This is a genomic window from Collinsella sp. TF06-26 (assembly GCF_002232035.1).
In the GTDB taxonomy this organism is placed as follows: domain Bacteria; phylum Actinomycetota; class Coriobacteriia; order Coriobacteriales; family Coriobacteriaceae; genus Collinsella.
This window is the reverse complement of record NZ_NKXR01000005.1, coordinates 14971-39104: the sequence shown is the minus strand read 5'-3', so window position 1 is coordinate 39104 and position 24134 is coordinate 14971. Positions and strand designations below refer to the sequence as shown.

Here is a 24134-nt window from a genome sequence, read left to right as displayed (position 1 = left end):
CGCAGCGCTAGATGCGTACCGGCATGACCAGGTACAGGTAGTTGATCTTGTCATAGGACTTGAAGATGCCAGCCTGCGAATAGCTCTTGAGCTCCAGCGTGATCTCCTTCTCCTTGGACAGGGCGTTGAGGCAGCCAAAGATGTAGTGGTAGTTGAAGGCGATGGTGCCCGACTCGCCCTCGGCCTCGACATCGATCGTCTCCTGCGCCAGATCCTGGTCGTTGGAAATGGAGGACAGGCCCATCTGCCCGTTCTCGACATCGATCTCGAACTTGACGGCGGGGTTGGCGCTCGCGATAACGGCCACGCGCTTGAGGGCGGCGTTAAAGGCGGCGACATCGATCTTGACGCTCGTCACGCACGAATCGGGGATGAGCTGCTTGTAGTTGGGGTACACGCCCTCGATGCGACGCGACACGTAGGTGGTGTTGCCGGCCTCGAAGACGACCTGGGTGTCGGTAGCCCCGATCATGATGGTCGCTTGGCTGGCCATGATGCTCAGCGCGTCGTTAAAGGCGTCAGCCGGAACGTTGAGCTCAAAGGAGCCCTCGAGGGTCGAGGTCTCGACCTGCGTATCGCACACGGCCAAGCGGAAGGAATCGGTCGCCACCAGGCGTACGGTGTTGTTCTCGACCTTCATGTGCACGCCGCCCAGGATGGGGCGAGCCTTGTCGGTCGAGGTGACGCGCCACACGCGGCCGACCATTTCGGACAAGACATCGGTCGGCAGCTCCACGGCACTCTCGATGGCATAGGCCGGAAACTCGGGGAAGTCATTGGCATCGAGCGTGTTCAGCCTAAAAGAGCTCTTCTCGCAACCAATCAGCACCTGGCGCTCGGACAGCTCAAAGGTGACCGGGGCATCGGGGAGGGTCTTGGTGATATTGGAGAGCATCTTACAGGGGATAACCATCTCGCCCTCTTCTTCGACATGCGCCGCGATGCGATGACGGATCGAGATGGTGTAGTTAGAGGTCTGGAATTCCAAGATGCCGTCTTGGGCCTTAACGAGCACGCCCGACAGGATGGGGAGGGTGGATGCCGAAGCGACACCCTTCATAACGACGCCGATGGCTTGTGTAAGCGAGCTCTGGCTGACGGTGAACTTCATCTTTTAATACCTTTCTATAGATATAAATATCTTAATAATAGTAATAGCACTGACGAAACTGTTGATTACTCCCAAAGACGCAGGTCAGACCCAGAAAGAGAATCGACAGCAACCTGTGTGCAACAGGGGTGGTTTTCCACGTTCAAAACCTGCGCAAAACTTTTCATCACCGCGGGTTGGGTTTTAGACACCTTATGCCCGTGGTTTCGACAAGTTTTCAACAGCTGTGTCCATTTACCTACGAGCGCAGTGTAATTTTATCGCGCAGCGACTTGAGGTCTTCGGTAACAGTCCGGTCTTCCTGGATCATCTTCTGGACCTTTTTGTAACTCGTGCTGACGGTCGAGTGGTTGCGGTTGCCAAATTCGGCGCCCACCGCCGTGGTCGTCATCTCACACATCTCGATGGCCAGGTAGATAGCGATATGGCGTGCTTTGGCGATATTGGCGTTGCGACGCGGGCCGATGAGCTCCTCGTGCGTCACGCCGTACTGCTCTTCGATGACGGACTGAACCGTCTGGACGTTGATCTTTTTGGCCGATGTGTCAAAGTACTGGCTGGCGATGGCGTCGATATCGTCAAAGGTGAGCTCCCCGCCCTCGCGCTCGCGGTCGCCCGCCTCGCCGGCGCAGCGCTCGCAAAAGCTCTCGAGTTCGCGGATGTTGGTACCCGAGACCTCGGCCATGTGTTTAAAGTGCTCGTCGGTTAGGTGCCCGCCGTCGCCCCCATAGGCCGCCAGCAGCGAGTCGTCGCCTGCCTCGGGAGCGGCGACGATGGTGTTCTCGTAATAGCGCTGCAAGATCTTGTATTTCATCTCGTAGCTGGGCTCTGCGACCAGGCAGAGCATGCCGGCGTTGAAGCGGCTGGTCAGACGCTCGTCCATGCTCAGGTCCTTGGGGGCGCGGTCTGCCGCGATGACGACCTTCTTGTTGTTGCGGATGAACTCGTCCATGAGCTGGAAAAAGTAGTCCACGCTCGCGCGCTTGCCGATGATGTTTTGGATGTCGTCGATGATGAGCACGTCCACGCCGTGGTACGCCTGCATGATGGGGGCGTTGCTCTTCTTTTGGCGGTCGAACTCGGTCATCAGGTCGTCCAGATATGCCTGGGAGTTGGCATACTTGACCTTGATCTCGGGCGACTTTTCGGCGAGCTCGTTTTTGATGGCAAGCAGCAGGTGCGTCTTGCCCAGGCCCGATTTGCCGTAGATGAACAGTGATGTGCACGTGCCCCGCTCGTCCGCGAGGGCGGCAAACTTGAGTGCCGAGCGATAGGCATGGCTGTTCTCGGGGCCGTAGACAAAGTTCTCAAAGGTAAATTTTGAGTTCGCGGCGAGCGGGGCTCCATCCGTATTCTGTTCGGCCGGCGCGGTCGGTGCTGGCATGGGTGAAGCGGGGGTCGCAGCTTGCGTGGATTTAGTTGGCGCTCCGCCCTTCATCTGGTTCATCATGCGGCGAAAATCATCGGCCGAGAGCGTGTTCTTGATTGCAATGCCCGAATCCGCGCCCGTCGTTGCGTCGTGAGCGATGGGCATGTGCGTGACGGGTGCGTTCGTTGACGTCGCCGCCGCGGTCGGCAACGGTGCCATGGTTTCACGGGAAACATCGCTGTGCTGGTGCTCGATTGTCGGCACGTCGCCTGCGGAGGCCGGCACCGCCGGGGAAGCAGCGGGAGCCGTGGCAGGCGCCGTCGCGGCAGCGGATTCCGTCGCGGCGCCTTGCGGTGCCACGATGTCGAGCGCGATCGGTGCAAAGGCGATTTCTTCCAGATAGGCCTCAATGGTCGGCTGATGCTTTTTGAGCTGCGCGATGGCAAAGCGCGAGGGGGCCTCGATCGTGAGCGTATCTTCGGTCAGGCTTATGGCGCGCGATTGCCCCAGCATGTTGATGAGGCGTGCATCTCGGCCGTCGCGCTGGCAAAAGGCGATGGCATCCCCCAGGATGATGCTTGCTTCCTCGTCCACTGTCTCTCCCGTTCTTTAGCTCTGAGCTCGCACGCGAGCGGCGCCGAGTTCGGTCAGATGGTATTTCTGGCCATGCTTGATGACCAAGCCGGCCTGCGCCAAGTCATTGAGCGTGCGTGACCAAGTGGGGGCCGAGTTTCCAAACGCCCTCGCCAGATCGGTAGCACCGCACGCTTGATTTTGCGCCAGATAGCCCAGCGCGGCGTTGCCGCGATCGCTTACGAACACGTCCGGTTGTGGCTGCGCATACTGATTTGCTGCATTAGGATACATCATTTGAGCTGCTGGTTGTTGAGAACTCTGCATCGGCGGCATTTGCTGTTGAAAACTTTGAGGCCACTGGTGGTAAGGCTGCGGAGGCATCTGCTGGGCCCAGGGGTTGTACTGCTGCTGCGTCATCTGCTGGTACGGCTGCTGATATCCCTGCTGGTACTGCTGCGGGAACTGCTGGCCATATCCCAGTGGCGGCATCTGCTGATATGGATATCCCTGTTGGTACGGCTGATAGCCCATTTGCTGGCCACCCGGTGCCCCCGTCGCCTGCTGCATTGCTGCTGTATCCTGATCCGCCAGCGGCATGGCCTCTGGCACGTTTGGCGGCATCGACATCGACGCCGCCTGGGGCTCTTGTGTAGGAAGCATTCCGGGCTGCTGCATCTGTCCCACGCGGGGCTGCATCTGTTGCGTTGCCATGGGCTGCTGCGCAAAAGCTCCCGGCAGGGGATATGCGGGCTGCTCCGTCTCGGGCCGCACGGCAGCACCGCGCCCGCCGGCGCGTTCGATTTCCTGCACGCGTTTAGGGTCCAGGCTTACCGTAACCACGGTGCCGTTGCCCATGTTGTCCTCGATGGACACGGCCCCGCCGGCGTTTTCCAAATACTCCTGCACCATGGGAAACCCTGCTCCGGTTCCACGGATATAGCGCTTCATCTTGCTGTTTGCGCTGGTAACGCCAAAGTCGAAAGCGCGCTCCTTGTCGTCGATGCCGGGTCCTTGATCAGCAAAGCGGATGGTGTCTCCGCCGTCCAGAATCGAGATGATGGGCTCGGCAAAGTGTGCGTGGATAAAGTTTTCGACAATCTCGCGGATGACCATGAGCGAGATGTGGCCACCTTGCTCTTTCATACACTGGTAGACGGTGTTGGTCGTCTCTTCCAAATACGTGCGGACATCTTGCGGATCAATGACGATCACACGCGGTGTCGACAGCATGTCGTCATAGACGGCGATGCGCGCGGCGTACATGGCTTTTGGCGCCTGCGTGGTCGTCTGCTCGCCTTCCTTACGCTCTTCGCGCACGCCGGTGATGTGCTCGTTGTCGGGTGCCGGGTCTCCGGAATCGACCATGGTGTAAAAGTCGTCAGACATGCCGCTCGCAATCTTTCAAAAGGTTTCGAACAAATAGTAGCTCACCGTGCAATGTTTCTCATCTTTCGACAACTTTTCAAAACCTGTTGAAAACTTTGGAAAACGGACGAAAAGTTCTCAACATTGCCAACATGACCTGTTGAAAACTCGATGAAATATCGTGAAAAGTTGCCATGCACCGCTAAATCGAGCTCGGCTTATGGGGGAACCGTGTGAACTGCGCAACCTTTTACCTTTGATTTCTTGACATTTGAACATTGATTTCCCTACAATCTTCAAGCTCACGTGTCTATATCTGCGTCCGCGCCCCCGCGGACACTCGAAATGCAGCAGGAGGAACTTAAGATGAAGCGTACGTATCAGCCTAATAAGCGTAAGCGTGCCAAGACCCATGGCTTCCGTGCCCGTATGGCCACCAAGGGTGGTCGTGCCGTGCTCGCCCGTCGTCGCGCCAAGGGCCGCAAGCGTCTCACTGTCTAGCAGCGATACACACATCTCGCATGAAGACTATTAAGTCTCGGCAAGATTTCGAGCATGTGTTCAGTCAGGGGCGTCGTTTCAATCACCCTCTGATTCGAATGACCATATGTGAATCGGTTGGCGAAGGCGACTCCGGAAGGGTCGCCTTCGTTGGTGCTAAACGGCTCGGTTGTGCTGTCGTGCGCAACCGTTCTAAGCGTGTGATGCGCGAGGCCGCCCGCAGCTGTGGATTTCCCGTTGCGGGTTATGACATCATCTTGTTCGCAACTCCCAAGACGAGGGTTTCCTCGCCGCAGGAGATGGACAATGCATTGCGTTCGCTTATGAAACGCGCCGGCGTTGCCGGGGAGGAGCGATGAGCAATCACGTTTTGCGACGTGTTGCCATCGCTCCTATTCGCATATATCAACAGGTTATTTCGCCCTTATTGCCTGACGCCTGCATTTATTACCCAACGTGCTCGCAATACGCCGTCCAGGCGATTGAGAAGTACGGTGTTTTGAGAGGCTGCTGGCTTGCCGTGAGGCGCATCGCTCGCTGCAATCCCCTGCACGTCGGCGGTTATGACCCTGTGCCCTAGCGGGCACTCGCTATCGGAGGAAAACTTACATGTGGGATTGGATCGTTAACATCCTTTTCGAGCTGCTCAAGCTCATCCAGACCTTTGCGGTCGACTGGGGCCTGTCCATTATCATCCTGGTGGTCATCATCCGTCTGCTGCTGACGCCGCTTATGCTCAAGTCGACTAAGTCGACGGCACGCATGCAGGTGCTGCAGCCCAAGATGCTCGAGATCCAGGAGCGCTATGCCGACGATCCCCAGCGTCAGGCCGAGGAAATGCAGAAGTTCTACAGCGAGAACAAGTTCAACCCGATGGCTGGTTGTCTGCCGCTGTTGATTCAGATGCCTGTCCTGTTCGCCCTATTTACGCTGCTGCGTAACCTGCCGGACTACTTTAACGACGGCACGTTCTCGTTCTTTAATATTCTGCCCGACCTGACCACCACGCCGAGTGCCTCCTTTGCCGATGGCTTTATGGTCGCGCTGCCTGCGCTGGTCTGCCTGATCCTGTTCGCTGTCCTGACCCTGATTCCGCAGCTCTATATGTCGCGCAACCAGACCGGCCAGCAGGCTCAGAGCATGCGTATGATGGCCGTTGTCATGACGGTCATGATGCTTTGGATGGGCTGGAGCCTTCCCGTTGGTGTTCTGCTGTACTACGACGTCTCGTCTGCTTGGCAGGTTATCCAGCAGATTTTTGTGACGCAGAAGGTCATCGACAAGGCGAAGGCCGATGAGGAGGAGCGCCTTAAGAACGCGCCGCTGCAGGTTGAGGTCACTCGTCGCGAGAAGAAGCCGCGCCCGCACAAGAAGAAGTAGTGGGATATCAATCTTATTTAGGTACCTAACTTTTGGAGTACGTTATGTCTGAAGAGATCATCGAGGATATGCTTGAGGAGGTTGCCCCGCAGGTCGCGGGCGATTATCCCGAGATTGCACAGCGCTACAAGGCTGGTGAAGAGCTGACCGACGAGGAGCTCGACACCATTGCCGATGTCGCGATTTCCATCCTGCGTTCCATCCTTTCGCACTTCGATGCCGCCAACTCTCCTATCGATGAGTATGAGGGCGACGAGGGTGAGCTGATTCTGGATGTAACGGCTCCCGACCTTGCTGTTCTCATTGGCCGTCATGGTCGCACCCTTGATGCCCTTCAGGTTATGTTCTCATTGCTGGTGAGCCGCAAGCTCGGCTTTAGGTATCCGGTTGTAGTGGACGTCGAGGGATACAAGAGCCGCCGTCAGGACAAGGTTGCCTCCATGGCTCAGTCTGCTGCCGAGCGTGCCATCCGCACTCATAAGAGTGTTTCGCTTCCGCCCATGAATGCCTACGAGCGCCGACTGGTTCACATTGCACTTCGTGGCAATGACGCCGTCGATACTCATTCTGAGGGTTCTGACCCCGATCGCCATGTGGTGATTGTTGCTCGATAATCTACTCGAGCTTATGCTAAGGGGACGTGGTTTCCACGTCCCCTTTTTTTGTCAAAAGTTCTCGATACACTGATTTTTGTCAGAAAGGAGCTTTCGTTGTTTGTACTTACCGATCAGCAGGCTGACGAGATGTTGAGTCGTCTAACTTCCTATTGCAAAGAGTATTCCTTGAGCGTAACTGATACTGAGCTGAGGAAATGTATTCAACATTTGGATTTGGTTCTGGAAACAAATAAGACAACCAATCTCACCCGTATTCTTAACATAGAAGATGCTGCGGTACTTCATATCCTCGACTCACTTGTTTTGCTCCCCTATATCAATAAGGCTCCTGAGGGAGCTTTGCTCGATATGGGGACAGGTGCGGGCTTCCCTGGTATTCCGTTAACCATAACCACGCATCGTAAAGCTACTTATATTGACTCTGTTGGTAAGAAGGTTGATGCTGTCAATTTTTTTGTTGATGTTCTTGGATTGAAACATGCTCATGCGGTTCATGATCGCCTTGAAGAATATGCTCGAAGCCATAAGAAGCAGTTTTCTGTCGTAACCGCCCGCGCACTTGCCCCTCTACCGATTCTTGTTGAGTATGCTGCTCCGTTCCTCAAAGACGGAGGGCTATTTGTTATCACCAAGGGTAATCCTTCGGATGAGGAGCTTGCTTCCGGCATGTCAGCAGCTAAGATTTGCGGCTTCACTTTGCTTCTGAATGACGCAATCGATTTGCCTGAGGGCTTGGGCCACAGGGAGTTCATTGTTCTTAAAAAGAGTCATCCGGCATCCGTTTCATTGCCTCGTGCAAATGGCATGGCAAAGAAGAATCCGCTTGCCTAGATGTTTCACGTGAAACATAATGGATACTAACAACTTGCAGTGTTTCACGTGAAACATGGCGGTTGATATCGAATCGGAATGTTTCACGTGAAACATCCTCCGTTTGACAGCTTTAATACACACCAGGAGGGACCGTGGGATTTCGCGACGTTAAGCGTTCTAAGAACGCAAGAGACACGCGTATCATTGCAATCATCAATCAAAAAGGCGGCGTCGGTAAGTCAACGACGGCTGTAAACCTTGCAGCAGCACTGGGTGAGCAGGGTCGTAAGACACTGATTGTCGATTTTGATCCGCAGGGAAACAGTACAAGTGGATTTGGAATTGAAAAAGAAGACCTTGATCACTGCATCTATGATGCATTGTTGAATGATGTGCCGGCAGAATCGCTTGTTCTTGATACAAATTGCAAAAAGGTATTCGTAATTCCAGCTACGATTCAGCTTGCAGGTGCCGAAATTGAGCTCGTAAGTGCAATTGCTCGCGAAACCCGCCTCAAAGATTTGCTTGAGCCGATTCAGGACGAGTTCGATTTTATTTTCATTGACTGTCCTCCTTCGCTCGGCCTGCTTACTATCAATGCCTTGACCGCAGCAGACAGCGTTTTGATTCCGATCCAGTGCGAGTACTACGCACTCGAGGGCGTTACGAAGCTGCTAGAGTCAATGAAGATGGTCAAATCACGTCTGAACAAGGGCTTAGACACCTATGGTGTGCTTATGACCATGTATGACTCACGTACTTCTTTGTCGAATCAGGTTGTTGAGGAAGTTCAATCGTACTTTGGTGATAAGGCGTTTAAGACGCTGATTCCCCGTACGGTTAAAATCTCTGAAGCTCCGTCTTTTGGAGAACCGATAATTACCTATGCACCTCAAAATAAGGGTGCAAAAGCGTATATGAACCTTGCAAAAGAGGTGATCAAGCGTGCCTAGTGCAAAGAAACGTGGTGGATTGGGACGCGGACTCAATGCTTTGGTCTCAGAGGCTGAGTATGAGACCGGTGGTTCTGCTGCATCTGCTTCAAATGCCGCATCTGAAACAAAACTACCTATTGAGGATATCGTTCCCAACCCTAATCAACCGCGAATTCATTTTAATGAAACTGAACTTCGCGAGTTGAGCGAGTCAATCCAAGAACATGGCGTTTTGCAGCCGCTCTTGGTTCGCAAGCATGGAAACGGCTATGAGATTATCGCTGGTGAGCGTCGTTACCAGGCGTCAAAGCTTGCTGGTCTTGAGGAGCTGCCTGTCATCATTAAAGATGTTAATGATGAAGAGATGCTGGCTCTTGCTCTTATCGAAAACCTTCAGCGTTCTGATCTGAATCCCGTCGAAGAGGCCAAGGGCTATCGCCAGCTCATTGATGCCAGCGGTATGACCCAGGAGGCATTGTCGAAGGCAGTAAGCAAGTCACGCTCTGCAATTACAAATTCGTTGCGCCTTCTCGATCTCCCCGAAGTAGTTCAGCAGATGATTTTTGAGGGTAAACTTACTGCTGGTCATGCACGTGCGATTCTTGCAGTTCCCTATGAGGATGCTCGAATTCGACTTGCAGAAAAGGTTGTTGCAGAGGGCCTTTCCGTAAGAGCGACAGAAAATCTTGCTCCATTGTTTTCTGCCGGAGAGACGCCTAAGACGCCGAGGCCTGCAACGCCTCAATCTTTTAAAAAGGCTGCCCGTGTGCTTCGCCAGGTATTTAATACCAACGTGCGTGTGAAGAGCTCGCGTGGAAAGAATAAGATTGAAATTGAGTTTAAAGACGAAGAAGAGCTTTCTCGTATTCTTGGTGAAATGATTCAGTTTGATCAAGGGGGCCAAGATGAGGAATAAGATTATAACTGCGATTGCATTGGCGACGACTGTCGCGGCTGGTGCCTTTGCTGGCTATAAGATCGCGACAGACGATGAACTTCGAGGTCGTTTGCTTCGTAGCGCGCAAGATATCGTCGATACTTCAAAGAAGAAAATGGATGTTATGACAGAAGATGTTGCCATGCGTACTGCTCAGGTAACGAAGAATCCCAAGATTAATCAAGGTTGGGTTAGCAACCAATGGGAAAATGTAGGCTATTAGGTACCAAACAATTACCCTGCATATTTTGAGGGGCCCTTGTCTGATTCATGAGACAAGGGCCCTTTATTTTGTCCGTAAAAAATGGGAAAGGTAGCAGTTGGTCCAAAATTGAGGTCGATAAATGAAACGACCCCGGTTGCATATCCTGCAACCGGGGTCGTTCGATGTTTCACATGAAACGTATTGGGGTGCGACTCCCCTATGCGTTCTTCTGAACTTTGAAGCGCTGCTTCAGCTGTCCGCAAGCGGCGTCAATATCGTTACCACGGGAGTTACGAATCGTGGTCTCGATGCCACGGGACTCAAGACGACGCTGAAGATCCTCAACCTTATGAATCGGCGACGGCTTGAGCGGGCTGCCCTCGATGTCGTTAAGCTGAATTAGATTAACGTGGCACAGCGTTCCCTCGCAGAAGTCGCAGAGCGCCTGCATCTCGGGATTCGTATCGTTGACGCCTTCGATCATGGCATACTCATAGGTCGGGCGGCGGCCAGTCTTCTCGGTGTAGAGCTGAAGTGCCTCGTGAAGGCGAAGCAGCGTGTACTTCTTAACACCGGGCATGAGCTTATTGCGCGTCGACTGGATGGCGGAATGCAGGGAAACGGCAAGCGTGAACTGCTCGGGGATATCGGCAAATTTGCGAATACCGGGAATAACGCCGCTGGTAGAGACGGTGAGGTGACGAGCGCCGATACCGATGCCATCGGGGTCGTTGAGGATACGCAGCGCCTTGAGAACCTCGTCGTAGTTGGCAAACGGCTCGCCCTGGCCCATGAAGACAACGCTTGTGGCACGCTCGCCAAAGTCGTTGGATACATGAAGCACCTGGTCGACGATCTCTTGAGCGGTCAGAGAGCGCTTGAGGCCGTTGAGACCGGTAGCGCAAAAGGCACAGCCCATGCCGCAGCCTGCCTGGGTGGAAACGCAGACGGAAAGCTTGTTACGACGGGGCATGCCGACAGTCTCGACGGAAATGCCATCGTGGTACTCGAGCAGATACTTGCGCGAGCCATCTTTGGAAACCTGCTTGGTGAGTTCAGTCGGCGTATCAAAGGCAAAAGCCTCTTTAAGCTGCTCGCGGAAAGCCTTGGGAAGGTTGGTCATATCGTCAAACGAACAAACGTTCTTCTCAAAGACCCATTCGATGAGCTGCTTCGCGCGGAAGGCGGGCTGGCCAAGTTCGGCCACGAGCTCACGAATATCGTTTTGGCTCAAGTCGCGAATGTCCTGAGATTTAGTCCTGGGATTCATGGAAGCCTTTCGATTTTGGGGAAACGTAGAGGGTATCGCTACAATATGGTATCAGCTGCAGAAATTATAGAGGAGGAGTCTGCCCATGCCGGGTAAAAGCCTAGAGAACATGCACGTAGCGGTCTTGGCGGGCGGTCATTCCGCTGAGCGCGAGATCTCGCTCAATTCGGGAAAGAACGTTGTGGTGGCACTGAAGGAGGCCGGCTACACTTCGGTGAAGCTGCTCGACACGGCTGCCGATGATTTTATGGTAACCATGGCGACCGGTGGTTTCGACGTGGCATTTATCGCCATGCACGGCGCCGGCGGTGAGGATGGTGCCATGCAGGGTGCCATGGAGACCCTGGGTATCCCCTACACAGCCTCGGGCGTGCTTGCCAGCGCCTGCGGTGCCGACAAGGAGGTCTCTAAGCTCCTGTACGCCAAGGCAGGCATTCCCATTGCCCCCGGCCTCGCGCTCGAGGTGGGCGATGAAGTCGATATCGATCATATCGTCGAGGTTTGTGGCGAGCGCTGCTTTGTGAAGCCGGCCGTCAACGGTTCCAGCTATGGCATTTCCCTGGTCCATGAGCCCTCCGAGCTGCCCGCGGCAATCGCCAAGGCGTTTGAGTACGGCGACAAAGTGCTGGTCGAGAAGTGCATCGAGGGTACCGAGATCACCGTCGGCGTATACGGCGAAGATGACGTGCGCGCCCTGCCGATTGTCGAGATTCGTAAGCCCGAGGACTGCGAGTTCTATGATCTGGACGTGAAGTATGTCGACCCTACGGATATCCATCGCATTCCGGCGCAGATTTCACCCGAGAATTACGCTCGCGCTCAGGAACTTGCCTGTGCCGCTCACAAGGCCCTCGGTTGCCTGGGTATCTCGCGCAGCGACTTTATTGTGAGCGAGGACGGCCCCGTTATCCTCGAGACCAATACCATTCCCGGCATGACCGATACGTCGCTGTATCCGGATGAGATCCGCCACACCGACGACATGACGTTCCCGCAGGTCTGTGACAGCCTGATCCGTATGGGCCTTCGTCGAGCGGGCATTGCATGCTAATCGAGGACGCGGTTTCGTCAGGAACGCCGCAGTTTGTCATCGACTCCTATGCCACGCTTGCCGACCGCGCCAAAACGCAGTCCTTCGGCCTTATCGAGGAAGATGTGATTGTCCTCGATACCGAGACCACGGGTCTTTCGGTGCAGGACAACGAGCTGATCGAGATCTCGGCGGCCCGTCTTTCGGGCCGCGAGGTCATTGACCGCTTCGATACCTTCGTGCATCCCAAGCAGCTGATTCCCGCCGAGATTACCGAGCTCACGAGCATTACAAATGCCGATGTGGCAGATGCCCCGTCGGCGGTTGAGGCCGTCGCCGCTCTCGCCGATTTTGTCGGTGGCTGTCCGGTGATCGCACACAACGCCACGTTCGACCGCTCGTTTATCGAGTCGGTCAAAGGCGGCGTCAACGTGAGCGATATTTGGATCGATTCGCTGGCGCTGTCGCGCATCGCGCTTCCGCGCCTGGCCTCTCACAAGCTGTCTTTTATGGCCGATCTGTTTGGCTGCGACTCGGTATCACACCGTGCCAATGCCGACGTCGACGCCCTGTGTGGCGTATGGCGCGTGTTGCTCGTGGCGCTCACCGACTTGCCCCAGGGCCTCATGGCGCGCCTAGCCGACATGCATCCGGACGTGCCTTGGTCCTATCGTCCTATCTTCTCGTTCTTGGCAGGGCAGAACCCTGGTTCTATCTTCTCTCTCAGCGCCGCTCGTGCTGACGTTCTCAAGGCCGATCGCGCCGACGATCGGGTGGACGCCGATGAACTGCCGGTACTCAAGATGCCGAGTCGTGAGGAGATTGAGGCAGACTATGCGCCAGGTGGCCTGGTCAATCGCATGTATCCCACCTACGAGCCGCGTGATGAGCAGATCGCGATGGCGCTCGAGGTCCGCGATGCGCTGGTCACGGGCACTCATCGAGTAATTGAGGCAGGCACAGGCGTCGGCAAATCGATGGCCTATCTGGTGCCTTTTGCCGAGGCAGCACGCCGTAACAACATCACGGTTGGTATTGCGACCAAATCGAACAATCTTGCCGACCAGCTCATGTACCATGAGCTGCCAAAACTTGCCGAGCAACTGGACGGTGGTCTGTCGTTTTGCGCTCTCAAGGGGTATGACCACTATCCGTGCCTGCGCAAGCTTGAGCGCATGAGCCGCGGCCAGGTCGAGATTACCACCAAGCGCGATCCGGCGGATACGCTCACGGCGGTCGCGGTCATTATGGCGTACGTCTGCCAATCGGCCGATGGCGACCTCGACTCGCTCGGCATTCGGTGGCGCAGCGTCAACCGCCCCGACTTTACGACGGCCTCGCGCGAGTGTGCTCGCCGCCTCTGCCCGTTTTTCCCTGATAAATGTTTGGTCCACGGCGCTCGCCGTCGTGCGGCGCATGCCGATGTGGTGGTCACCAACCATTCCCTGCTGTTCCGCAATGTCGCGGCCGAGGGCAGGATTTTACCTCCGATTCGTCATTGGGTAATCGACGAGGCCCATTCCATCGAGCGCGAGGCGCGCCGCCAGTGGGCGCGCGTGGTGTCGGCGGACGAATCACGCGTTCTGTTTGAGCGCCTGGGTGGCTCGAGCACCGGCGCGCTAAGCCAGGTTTCCCGTGATTTGGCAACCTCCGAGGGCTCTACGCTCTATCTGGGCCTTACTGCCAAGGCGACGTCGACGGCTGCGCGCGCGAGCATGGCGATCGCCGACGTGTTCGATGGAGTACGCGAGCTCGGCCGCCGTGCCCGTGGGGGCTATGACAATGCCAATCTGTGGATTGGCCCCGAGCTGCGCGAATCAGACGACTGGCATGATTTCTTACAGTCGGCCTACACTGCCATCGCCGCATTGGAACAAGCTGACAAGAGCGTCGACGCGCTGGTGCAAGCCGTCGCCGCCGACAAGCCCGAGGTTGTTGTCGACCTGGGTGATATCTCGCGCCGCCTGCACGAGCTGGCCGAGAACCTCAAACTCATCATTGATGGCACCGATGAACACTACGTGTATTCGCTGCAGGTCAATCGCAGGCTGCGTGCCGGCGGAGAGTCGATGACCGCAGAGCGCATCGACATTGGCGAGGCCTTGGCAACCGAGTGGCTGCCCGAGGTTCACACGGCTATCTTTGCCTCAGCGACCATGACGGTGTCCAAAAGCTTTGAGCACTTCAACCATGCTGTCGGGCTCGATCGCATCGGTGCTTCAACATCTTCATCGCTGCACTTGGACTCGAGCTACGACTTCGATTCGAATATGGCCGTGGTTGTGGCTGGGGATATTCCCGATCCACGCGACCGCGAAGGCTATCTTTCGGCGCTCGAGCGTGTGCTGGTCGACGCTCATCTTGCCATGGGCGGCTCGGTGCTCACGCTGTTCACCAACAGGCGTGATATGGAGGAGCTGTACGCTCGCGTCGAGCCCAAGCTTGCCCGTGCGAGTCTGGAACTCAACTGCCAGCAGCACAACTCATCTCCTCGTCGCCTGCGCGACCGGTTTATCAACGAGCCGACCTCGTCGCTTTTTGCGCTTAAGGCCTTCTGGGAGGGATTCGACGCCAGCGGCGAGACGCTGCGCTGCGTCATCATTCCCAAGCTGCCGTTCTCGAGCCCCACGGACCCGCTCTCGTGCGAGCGCAACCTGCGCGAAGACCGCGCTTGGGCGCGCTATTCGCTGCCCGAGGCGGTGCTCGAGGTCAAGCAGGCGGCCGGCCGCCTTATCCGCTCGTCGACCGATTGCGGCGTGCTGATTCTGGCCGACCCGCGCCTGGTGACGAAGGGCTACGGAAAGAAGTTCTTAACGTCGCTGCCCACGAGCTCCTATCAGCGCATCGAATCGGCGCAGATCGGTCACTATCTGCAACTGTGGCGCGCACGCCACGAGCGGCGGCGCTAAAGCGGACAGACGAGGGTTTTTGCCATTTCGCACAGACGCTTTGACAAGGCGGGGTCATCCAAGATGCGGATGGCTCCGCCCGCTGCGATTATCTGGCTCAGTAGCCAACGCTCGGAGCCGTAATGCACAGTTACCGTTGCCTTGTCTGCCCCGCTGCGCTCGATGAGGGTGATGCCGGCCCAGTCCAGATGCTCCGCCATATCGAGTGGCATCAAGAGCTTTGCGCTACGCTGCGTCCGGGCAAGGGAATCGTGGAGGGATGCAACGTCCGGTGCGTGAGGCACGACGGAGTCTTCCGTCAAGGTGAGTCCCTCGATTTTATCCATGCGATAGGTGCGCTGCCCATCGACCGCGATGTCCCAGGCAATCAGGTATGTTTGGTCGCCGTTTGCCGTAATGCGCAAGGGGTCGACCAGACGCTCGCGTGGCCGTGCATCGTCCATCGAGCGATATGAGATGCGGCAGCGAACGCCGTCCTGAATGGCGCAGCTCAGCTGCTGCCAGTGCGACCCGTGGTTGACGGTGTCAAAGACGCGCTGGTTATAGCCGAGCTCTTCGGGTAGAAGGGCATGTCGAATCCGAGCTGCCGTATGCGGCTCGATCCCCAACGATTCAAGTTCATGGCTGAGCACAGCGCCTTCGGCGGCACTCAGGCGCAGCGGTAGCACGCGCCCGGCGTCACCGGTGAGGACCACACGCTCGCCGTGGCATTCGCAGATGATGCGCACGCCCGATTCTCGGTCCGCGAGCGTTGAGACGATCTCGAGAATCTCGTCGAGCGACACCCCCGTGATGTCAAAGCGACTGCAAATCTCGGTTCGTGTCATGCCGCTCTCGCCGGCGGCGTAGAGGGCCTCCATGATGTCGATGGCGCGCGAGAGTCTCTGCTCGCTGGTGAGTTTACGCACGGGCATGCTCGTGCACCGTCCTTTCAATGAGGCGGTTCCACGCCTGCTTGAGCGATTTGGGGGCCATGGGCCTCATGCCGTCCATGGCGTGGGCCATGCAAAATGAGGCGGCGGCTTCAAGGTCGCGCACGTCAACGGTCCAGATCCATCCCGCATCGGTGTGTGCGAGCTCACCTCGCCCGCGCGTGAGGCCGTTGATCATATCGATCTGCGTCTGAGGGGCGAACGAGAACGTAGCTGCAACGGGCGGGCGGTCGGCAAAATCGAATTCAAAGAACAGATAGTCGTTGAGATTGAAGTCCGCAGGGATGACGTAGGCCTTCGAAGGACGCCAAGCGCGAACGATACGGTCGCAGCGGAATGTCCTGATGTCGTCGGTGACATTGTCGAGGCCGCAGAAGTACGCCACGCCCTCGCGTTCGAACATGCCGTAGACGCGGACGGTACGCTTTTTCTGCTCGCCGCGTCCGTTCTGATATAAAAATCGCAGCGCACAACGCTCGGCAAAGGCGCTCCAAACCGCATCGACGGTTGGAGAGCGGCGGATCGGTACTTCGTCCACCGCCGTCCTACCGGTGAGATAGGCAATCTTGGAGCGAATATCGGCAAGCGGCGCGGCAAAGGTGGATGAGCCGGCCGCTAGCGTCTGGTCGATGGCGTTGAGCAGGATATCGGCGTCGTCTGCGGTGATGAGGCCGCCTGCAGCAAACGTGTGCTCGCGGTCGATTGTCCACGAGCTTTCCTCGGTCTCCTGCGCACCGGCGGGGCGAACCTCCTTGATTAAGATGTCATGCTCGAGCAGTTTGTCACGATCGCGCCGAAACTTGCGCTTATCCGAGTCGATATTGCCCGAACCATATCCCAGGTCAGAATCCAAGACGATCTGCTCGGTCGTCAGCGGTTCGGGGGAGCTGTTGAGCACAAAGAAAAGATTGAGGATGCGCTGAGCCGTTTTATCGAAACTGGGCTCCGAATTTCCCTTTTTAATTGTCGCGGTCGCGTCGCTTGCCGTCATAGAGTCCTCGCATGAGAAGGTAGTTTGCTGCCATGATTTTAGTCCGATATGGAGATTAGGCTATATCCTTGTCCGCTCGGGGCGTTAAGATGGCCCGAATTCGGTCGTTTGCGCTCGCTCGGGGTATACTTTCGACTATATACGGTTCTAATGTGCATGCATTGGGCCTATTTGTCGGATTATGGATGTGGAGCGCACATGGCGAACACCCAGAACTATATTAACCACCTGCTGCAGAACACCGGCATTACGCCGGCATGCAGCGAAGAAGAGCGCTTGGCTGCCGAGGATATCGCTCAAATCTTCCGCAACCACGGCTTTGATCCCGAGGTTCAGGAGTTCAATGCCCCGGCGCCCAGTAGATTGGCATTTGCCGTTACCGGTATTCTTGCGTTTGCCGGTGCCCTGCTGATGGGCATCGGCGGCGGTATCGGCTTGGTCGGCACCTTGCTGGCCATCATCGGCGCCGTTCTTTACGTGCTCGAGCGCACGGGCCACCCCGTGGTTTCGCGCCTGGGCAAGACGGGCGTGAGCCAAAATGTCATCGCCTACCACAAGGCCTCGGGCCCGCTCGCGTCTCCGCGCAACCGCCCGGTGGTCGTTGTCGCACACTACGACTCTCCCCGTGCTGAGCTGCTCGCCCGCGAGCCCTATGCTTCGTATCGCGCACTCATCGCCAAGCTGTTGCCCGTTGCCACGGTTGCCCCTGCTGCCGTTGCCATCCTGCGTATCCTGCCGCTCCCCGGCGCGCTCAAGGTTCTGCTGTGGATTGTCGCGATCCTCGCTTCCCTCGTTGCACTTGTCAACGCGGCAAACATCATCTCTAACCGCCACATTCTTCCCTATACGTCCGGCGCAGTGTGCAACAAGTCTTCTGTCGCCGCTATGCTCGGCGTCATGGACAACGTTGCTCCCTTCCAGGGCGAAAACGAGTTTCCCGACGATGTTCCGTTCGATACCTATTTTGGGGAGCAGAAGCGTCGTGCCGAGGAAATGGCGCGCGCAGCGGCGGAGTATGCCGCGGCCCAGCAGCAAAACGACTACGGCAACACCATCGAGTATGAAGAGCCTACCTACGCCGAGGATGAGTTCGGTCAGCCGATTGCTCCCGACGCTCAGGCCGAGCCCGAACAGGGTGAGGATTTCGACGAGCAGATCGAGGGCTTTGAGGGTGCGTCTGCCGACGAGACGCTGATTGGCGCCATTGTGCCCGAGGATCAGAATCAGGCTGTCCAGGCCGAAGAGTTCAATGACGAGGTTTCCGCTGCCGAGCCGGCGGAGGAGCCTGTCGCGGCCGAGCCCGAGCCCAAGCTCTATCGCAATGCCGCCGGCAACATCCGCTTTGGTTCGGATGCCATCCGTGCGCTCGGGATGCTTCCCGAGTCCTGCACGCTCGATTACGAGGAGGGCGAGGAGCCGACGTTTGAGCCCGAGCCTGCCCCCGTCGTGACCGTGGATGATGAGTCTGCCGCGGTTACCGCTGCCGTTGCCGAGTCCGAGGCGGTGTCCGCGATCGATCCCGCGGTAGGACTGGACATTTTGGCTCCCGCCTCGCCGGCGCAAGACGTTGCGGACGAGTCTGACGACGATTACGTTGAACAGCCGAGGCGCGTGTCTTACGAGAGCGATACTGATTTCTCGGCCGAGATTCCCGCGGCAACGCCCCATGCCGATATTGCATCCGCGTTCTCTTCGATTGGTGCCAGCGCTTCCAGCTTCTTTAAGGGTGCGCTCGCAAAGGGCAGGAAATTTGTCGACGATTTCGAGGAGAAGCGCGCTGCCGCACGCGAGGCCGCCGAGCAGGAGGCTATCGCTCAGCAGCAGGCAACCGAGGCGGCACGTGAGCTCGCGGCGCAAGAGTTCGAGCAGAACGAGGCTATGCAGTCCGTGCCCGTCGACGCTGCCGAAGCTACGACGTCCTTTGAGTCCCAGCAACCGGCGTCCGCGGATGTTGTTGAGGCGACGACGTCTTTCGAGGCTCAGCAGCACGTCGATAGCACCATGTCGTTTGATGCCGCGCAGTTCGATTCCACGATAACGTTTGAAAAGCAAGGCACCGCGATTGCCGAGTCCCTTCCTGTTTCCGATGAGCAGGGCGACGCGGCAGACGATGACGGGCCTATTGATGCTGCCGAAATCCAAGATGCCGCCGAGGACGAGCCCGTCGAGGCCAACTCTGACGAAGAGCAATACGCAACAGCCGAGCAAGATGATTCGACCGAGGTCGAGCAGGAGGAAGTGCCTGCGGTTTCCGAGGCTCCCGAGACAGATGAGTCGAGGCCTTACTCCACGCAGATTTTCACCATGCCGACCCCGAGTGGTTCCGGTGCCACGGTTGCCGATGTTGCTCCCACCCAGGACGAAACGGTCGATTCCCTTATGGCCCAGATTTCCTCCCAGGCATCGCCACGTCCGCAGATGAATGTTCCCGATCCGGCGTCGGCTCCGTCGCCTGCACCTTCCTCGTCTCCGCTGGCTTCGGTCCCCGATCCGTCGCTGCCGTCGATGAAGCAGGCAAACGTTGCGTCTCGCACGTCGCTGTTCGACCTTCCCGACCCCTCCGCACAGGTCAACGACCCCTTTGCTACCGCTCAGGGTCCCGAACCCACATCGGCACCCGTTGCGCCTCCTATGCCCGTTGCGTCGGGCGCTCAGCCGATCGAGACCATTTCGGCTCCCGCCCCGGCGGCACCCAAGTCTCGCAAGCGCGGCCTGGGCGGCCTGTTCGGTCGTAAAAAGAAAAACGAACAGGACAGCATGAGTGATTGGCTGGGCGTCGAAGACGATTACGATGCCAAGAAGTCCGGTCGCGGCATCGGTTCGTGGGATAATTTCGAGGACGATAACGATGGCTGGAAGGGCGGCGCTACGTCTTCCGACGGCGCTTCTTCCGAAGATATGCTCTCGGCTGTCGCCTCTATGGGCGATGATGAGCTGCTCGGTCACGATATCTGGTTTGTGGCAACGGGCGCCTCGGACTGTGATGGCGCCGGTATGAAGGCCTTCTTGGCTTCGCATCGCGATAAGCTCCGCGGCGTATTCTTCATCAATCTTGAATCCGTCGGCGCCGGTAGGCTTTCGGTGGTGACGGTTGAGGGCGAACAGCAGCTGCTCAAGGGCGATCGCCGCATCATGAACCTGGTCAGCAAGGTGTGCAAGTCGTTCCATGTCGATTGTGGCGCGCTCGAGATGCCCTATGCCAAGACCGATGCCTATGCCGCGCTCGAGGCGAGCCGCCGAGCCCTCACCATCGCCGGCGTGGACGGCACGCGCCTGGCTTGTGCTCGTACCGAGGACGACCTGCCCCACAATGTCAACCCGACGAACATTGCCACGGTATCCGAGGTCGTGACCGAGGTTATCCGCCGTTCGTAGACGGAGCTCTAAGGAGTCAACGTGTTTTCGTATATTAAGCGCCATTGGCCTGTCTACGTGGTTTTGACCTTGATTGCCATTGCGTTAGGGTTTGGAGCTGCCTACATCGTGGGCGCGAAGGGCTCGACCCCCGCCTCCGCAATCAGCGAAGAGGTGGAGCAAGAACAGAGCACGGGCGCCGATGGGATTCCTGAGTCCGAGCAGGCAATCGTTGATGGTGGATCTTCGTCTGCAGAGTAGATGCGGCGATTTAAATGATTGAAAGCGGGCGAGCCGGGGGACTGGCTCGCCCGCTTTTTCATCGCGCTAGCGCTTCTTTGGGATTGACCTAAGGCGAGCGAACCATAGGGCTGCGGCACCCGAGGTCAGAAGCGCGGTGATGCAAGCGGTGATGGGAGCTGATCCTGTTGCCGGTAGGTCCTGCGGTAGGGTACAGCGTTGAATGACACGGTCCTCGTCATGTGACTCAAGTTTATCGCCGCCGCCGTTGCGACAAAGATCGACGCGTGCGCTGTTGGTGAGTGCGGTTTGGGGTGTGTAAGCCGACGTTGCCTGCATGTGCACGACTGCGCCCCGAGCATCTGTGCCAAGGATTGCTTTGGCATCGTCAAGGTCGTCGTGCTCATCTTTGAGATCATCGCGGGTCCAAGAATCCGTATCGCTTCGAGTCGTAAAGTCGGCGGCTACCGCACCGTATTCAATGCGAATGCCCGTTACGACGGTATTGGATGCAAGGTTGAGTTCTTTCGCCTCGAGTGTGGCTGATTCCGTGGTCGAGACATCCGCCTTCCAGAGGTGCCAGCCGTCGTAATCGACGAGGCGGCAATCTTCACCCAGACTCTCTTTTACTTCGTCGGACTCAAGCCAAGGATTTTCGTGCCCATCGTCAAGCGTCGCGTTTGCCGGCTCATCGACGTCTGTCGAGTCCAACGGCGTCGTGCGATACCACACGTTGCACAGACCGTTGAGGTCGCCGATGGCGACGGGGGTTTCGATTGAGACGAATCTCGCCGTATCGTCCTCGGCACACTCAAGATCATCGGTAATTGTGAACTCATCAACCCAGGTAGCTGAATCGTTTCGAGCGTCGATGGTATAGGAGAAAAGACCGTCCGTATTGGTTTGCGTTGCGGCGCGATTTTTACCATCGCCGTTGGCCAGCAGACCCTTCCCGATAGGTTGGACAAGCTCCTGACGCTTGTCGACCTGTCCTTTGATCTCGATGGGCGCATCCTTCATCGCGACGGATTGGACTTCTCCCGTATCCTTTATTTCAAACGTTATCTCCTCGGCAAGGTCATAGGTCCGCGGAGACATCATTTCGCGCAACGAGTAGGTGCCGGGTGCAAGATGTTCGACGCGGTGCGGCTTGTCGGATGAGGTCCAGGAGTCTATTTCGGTTTTATCGGGACCATATAAGGTGAGTTGTGCGCCTTTCACTTCCTGCTCTCCGCTTGCATCGACCTTGGAGATATCAACCTTGGTGTAATCGTCGGATACGTTAAGCCGTGCTTCTACAACGGGTGTTTTCTGGTCGGCATAAGCGAGGTCTACGATATGGGGCGTCCGGTCGAGTAAGAAGCCTGCCGGCGCTTGAGTCTCGACAACCTCGTAGCGTGCGGTGCCAGATCCCAGCGGGAGGTCGTCCGCGCGTGCTTCTCCAGTTTCATCCGTTGTGACGGTAGCGACAGTCTCACCGTCGAGCGCGGCAATGCTACCGTCGGGGCGCACGATATCACCCGAGGCACGGATCTCAAAGATGGCGCCCGCGAGGCTGCTGCCGTCTACGACATCGGTTTTAGCGATCCTGATGTTTCCGGTCGCGGCGTGGTCATAATACGAGGCGATTGCAACGGGCGTTAGGTTCATGTCGGCGGGTATGTTTACCTCGATCTCTTTGCCGACAAGATAGGGCTCTTTGGCCGAGGTTTCGCGTACATAATAGGTGCCCGGCACGAGCGATTCGGGCAGTGTGACGGTCCCGGTCGCGTCGGTCGTAAAGGTGTCCATTACGTTATGTGCTGGATACCAGCAAGTTTGTGAGACAGGTTTGTGATTGCTGTCGAGGAGTTGGAAGGTGAATCCGGCTAGGGGAACAGAAGCGCCTGTTTGGGCATCGCGTTTTACAATCTGGAGATGCGTCGACAGAGCGTGGTTGTCCACGATATATTGAAGCTCGGCGCCGTCGGAAATCTGATTGGCCTCGACTGTCCATTCCCCTGCACGTTTAAAACCCTCGGGGACGGTTTCCGGAACCTCACGAACGGTGTAGCCGGCGCGGTCGTATGGGATGGCTCCGTGGACACCGGCGGGTCGCTTGCCTGCGCCAAACCATGCTTCGGGCTGATCTTTGGTGGAGGCAAAGCCATAGATGTTTGTGGTCAGTGTGCCAACAACCTGCTGAGAGCTGTTGCTCACAACCTCAAAGACAACACCTCCCGCCGGCTGCTCCAAGCCGGATTGGTCGCTATTGCCGTAGTCCTTGAATTTGGAAATTTCAAGGTCAAACGCAATGGGGATATCGGAAACGCGAGATTCAATCTCGACCACGCCTGAATCACCGAGCTGGTCGGCTCTAACGGTATAGGACCAGCTGTCGTTGGATGGCAGGTAGCCCTCGGGGGCTTTTGATTCATAGATGGTAAAGGTTCCTAGGGGGACATCGGTGAGGGTGGCTCGGCCGCTTTCGTCGGTCGTGAGGATTTGCGCCCATCCAGGGGTTGATTGCGACACACACGTGAACTCTGCTCCTGCGAGTGAAGATCCCACCTGGGGGCCGGCATTCGTCGCGGCATCGAGTTTTACGATACACAGGTTGATGGTGCCGGGCTGTTCTTCAATGGCGACCTGTCCACCGTCATTCCCCGTGGTAAAGGCGATGCGATCACGACGGGGGACATAGCCGGCCGGCGCCTTCGTTTCAACTAGGTAGTATGCCGTATTGGGCAGAAGTGTTGCCTGTGCTCGACCGTTGCCGTCCATCTGGATGGTGCCGACACGTGCGTCGCTGGCGCTCTCAAAAACATCGAATGTTGCCCCGTCAAACTGATAAGTATTGTTTCCGCTGGTAATGGCAGCGTTTGCAGACTGCTTTTGGAAGGAAACAGAGACCGCTGGCAGTACATAGAGCATGTCTTGACGTTTGCTGCCGCCCGATACGGCCCCTAAATAGCGCCGCGCGCGGTGCGGAGCGGCTTTGATGCTTCCTGATTTTGCGTTGTCGTGGAGCCACCGCGCAGCCGCTACGACTTCATTGTCGGCGGTAAAGTGTCCGCTCTTGGTTTTACCCTGAGCGGTCGTGTAGGAGTAGGTGCCGTCGACATGGGTAGTGCCGTTGAGCATCCATACGGCAAGCTGGGTGGCGGCGCGGGCGCGATCGGGTGAAAGATGGTAACCGCCAAACGACGTGGCGGTAGGATATCCGTGACAAACGATTGCCGCGAACTCGTCGTCGAGCCACACCCAGCCTTGATCAAAGTTGAGCCATGGGCCGCCCGGCTTGGTGGGGCCGGGGCGCTCCTGGTTCATGCAGTAGGCAATCGAGGCGTCTTGAGCTTCATACTTGCCGATAAAGAAGGGCCCACAATCATCGCTAATAGTGCGGAAGCCGAGCTGGTCGTAGCCATCGACGGCAAATGCGGCTCCCGGTGCCAGGCAGCCGAAAAGCAGGAAGAGGAGCAGGAGCAGCGGACCTGTTGCGATTGCGCTGTGGACAGAGTGCGTGGGTGCGTTGGACATGGCTGCTCCTTATCCCTCGTGCGCCGCATGGGGAGGTTGCGACGCGTAGGATGAGGCTACCCCCGAGGTTCATGCGGGTA

General features: G+C 57.2%; 20 protein-coding genes. 13 read left to right on the top strand and 7 right to left on the bottom strand.

Annotated elements, in window-relative coordinates; genetic code table 11:
* Positions 1 to 7: 7 nt before the first annotated feature.
* The 3 genes from dnaN to CHY22_RS04260 all read right to left on the bottom strand — a co-directional run bounded on the left by dnaN (position 8) and on the right by CHY22_RS04260 (position 4442).
* A complete protein-coding gene (dnaN, locus tag CHY22_RS04270) occupies positions 8 to 1111 on the bottom strand; it encodes a DNA polymerase III subunit beta (RefSeq protein ID WP_089572574.1) in 1104 nt (367 codons plus the stop codon).
* 238 nt (positions 1112 to 1349) lie between these two features.
* A complete protein-coding gene (locus CHY22_RS04265; RefSeq protein WP_089572573.1) occupies positions 1350 to 3074 on the bottom strand; it encodes a DnaA/Hda family protein in 1725 nt (574 codons plus the stop codon).
* A gap of 15 nt (positions 3075 to 3089) precedes the next feature.
* A complete protein-coding gene (locus tag CHY22_RS04260; RefSeq protein ID WP_089572572.1) occupies positions 3090 to 4442 on the bottom strand; it encodes an ATP-binding protein in 1353 nt (450 codons plus the stop codon).
* Between the two features lie 345 nt (positions 4443 to 4787).
* On the opposite strand from CHY22_RS04260, the gene rpmH reads away from it, so the two are divergent.
* The 9 genes from rpmH to CHY22_RS04215 all read left to right on the top strand — a co-directional run bounded on the left by rpmH (position 4788) and on the right by CHY22_RS04215 (position 9827).
* Positions 4788 to 4922: a 50S ribosomal protein L34 gene (gene rpmH / locus CHY22_RS04255; RefSeq protein ID WP_019127408.1), complete on the top strand. Its 135-nt coding sequence runs from the start codon at positions 4788 to 4790 to the stop codon at positions 4920 to 4922.
* Between the two features lie 20 nt (positions 4923 to 4942).
* The gene (rnpA, locus tag CHY22_RS04250; protein ID WP_082435526.1) at positions 4943 to 5281 is read left to right on the top strand and encodes a ribonuclease P protein component; all 339 of its coding nucleotides are present in this window, start codon (positions 4943 to 4945) and stop codon (positions 5279 to 5281) included.
* A complete protein-coding gene (gene yidD / locus CHY22_RS04245; RefSeq protein ID WP_022093804.1) occupies positions 5278 to 5502 on the top strand; it encodes a membrane protein insertion efficiency factor YidD in 225 nt (74 codons plus the stop codon). The genes rnpA and yidD overlap by 4 nt, the downstream gene beginning before the upstream one ends.
* 29 nt (positions 5503 to 5531) lie before the next feature.
* Entirely contained in the window at positions 5532 to 6302 is a 771-nt protein-coding gene (locus CHY22_RS04240) for a YidC/Oxa1 family membrane protein insertase (protein ID WP_055251326.1), read from the top strand.
* Between the two features lie 44 nt (positions 6303 to 6346).
* The gene (locus CHY22_RS04235; protein WP_022093802.1) at positions 6347 to 6916 is read left to right on the top strand and encodes a R3H domain-containing nucleic acid-binding protein; all 570 of its coding nucleotides are present in this window, start codon (positions 6347 to 6349) and stop codon (positions 6914 to 6916) included.
* A 96-nt stretch (positions 6917 to 7012) separates the two neighbouring features.
* Entirely contained in the window at positions 7013 to 7750 is a 738-nt protein-coding gene (gene rsmG, locus CHY22_RS04230) for a 16S rRNA (guanine(527)-N(7))-methyltransferase RsmG (protein ID WP_246824568.1), read from the top strand.
* A 134-nt stretch (positions 7751 to 7884) separates the two neighbouring features.
* On the top strand, positions 7885 to 8685 hold the full coding sequence (locus CHY22_RS04225; protein WP_089572570.1) for a ParA family protein: 801 nt from the start codon (positions 7885 to 7887) through the stop codon (positions 8683 to 8685).
* A complete protein-coding gene (locus tag CHY22_RS04220) occupies positions 8678 to 9583 on the top strand; it encodes a ParB/RepB/Spo0J family partition protein (protein ID WP_199408188.1) in 906 nt (301 codons plus the stop codon). The genes CHY22_RS04225 and CHY22_RS04220 overlap by 8 nt, the downstream gene beginning before the upstream one ends.
* Positions 9573 to 9827, top strand: a complete 255-nt coding sequence (locus tag CHY22_RS04215; protein WP_089572569.1) for a hypothetical protein — start codon at positions 9573 to 9575, stop codon at positions 9825 to 9827. The genes CHY22_RS04220 and CHY22_RS04215 overlap by 11 nt, the downstream gene beginning before the upstream one ends.
* 199 nt (positions 9828 to 10026) lie before the next feature.
* Here the strand turns inward: CHY22_RS04215 and rlmN are convergent, their stop codons facing one another.
* Positions 10027 to 11079 carry a 23S rRNA (adenine(2503)-C(2))-methyltransferase RlmN gene (gene rlmN, locus CHY22_RS04210; protein ID WP_055251319.1) on the bottom strand — a complete coding sequence of 351 codons (1053 nt, stop codon included), beginning with the start codon at positions 11077 to 11079 and terminating at the stop codon, positions 10027 to 10029.
* An 85-nt stretch (positions 11080 to 11164) separates the two neighbouring features.
* Here rlmN and CHY22_RS04205 point away from each other — a divergent pair, with 85 nt between their 5' ends.
* Positions 11165 to 12130 (top strand): D-alanine--D-alanine ligase, encoded by a 966-nt coding sequence (locus tag CHY22_RS04205; protein WP_089572568.1) that lies wholly within the window; start codon positions 11165 to 11167, stop codon positions 12128 to 12130.
* Positions 12124 to 15018 carry a helicase C-terminal domain-containing protein gene (locus tag CHY22_RS04200; RefSeq protein WP_089572567.1) on the top strand — a complete coding sequence of 965 codons (2895 nt, stop codon included), beginning with the start codon at positions 12124 to 12126 and terminating at the stop codon, positions 15016 to 15018. Before CHY22_RS04205 ends, CHY22_RS04200 begins: the two co-directional genes overlap by 7 nt.
* Here CHY22_RS04200 and CHY22_RS04195 read toward each other — a convergent pair.
* Positions 15015 to 15932 carry a WYL domain-containing protein gene (locus CHY22_RS04195; RefSeq protein WP_089572566.1) on the bottom strand — a complete coding sequence of 306 codons (918 nt, stop codon included), beginning with the start codon at positions 15930 to 15932 and terminating at the stop codon, positions 15015 to 15017. The two genes, CHY22_RS04200 and CHY22_RS04195, sit on opposite strands and share 4 nt — an antisense overlap.
* Positions 15919 to 16941 (bottom strand): WYL domain-containing protein, encoded by a 1023-nt coding sequence (locus CHY22_RS04190; protein ID WP_089572565.1) that lies wholly within the window; start codon positions 16939 to 16941, stop codon positions 15919 to 15921. Before CHY22_RS04190 ends, CHY22_RS04195 begins: the two co-directional genes overlap by 14 nt.
* Before the next feature lie 198 nt (positions 16942 to 17139).
* Between CHY22_RS04190 and CHY22_RS04185 the strand changes: the two genes are divergently transcribed.
* Positions 17140 to 20316 carry a hypothetical protein gene (locus CHY22_RS04185; RefSeq protein ID WP_089572564.1) on the top strand — a complete coding sequence of 1059 codons (3177 nt, stop codon included), beginning with the start codon at positions 17140 to 17142 and terminating at the stop codon, positions 20314 to 20316.
* A gap of 21 nt (positions 20317 to 20337) precedes the next feature.
* On the top strand, positions 20338 to 20556 hold the full coding sequence (locus CHY22_RS04180) for a hypothetical protein (RefSeq protein WP_089572563.1): 219 nt from the start codon (positions 20338 to 20340) through the stop codon (positions 20554 to 20556).
* A 66-nt stretch (positions 20557 to 20622) separates the two neighbouring features.
* On the opposite strand, the gene CHY22_RS04175 is transcribed toward CHY22_RS04180, so the two are convergent.
* Positions 20623 to 24054 carry a SpaA isopeptide-forming pilin-related protein gene (locus CHY22_RS04175; protein WP_089572562.1) on the bottom strand — a complete coding sequence of 1144 codons (3432 nt, stop codon included), beginning with the start codon at positions 24052 to 24054 and terminating at the stop codon, positions 20623 to 20625.
* Between the last annotated feature and the right edge of the window lie 80 nt (positions 24055 to 24134).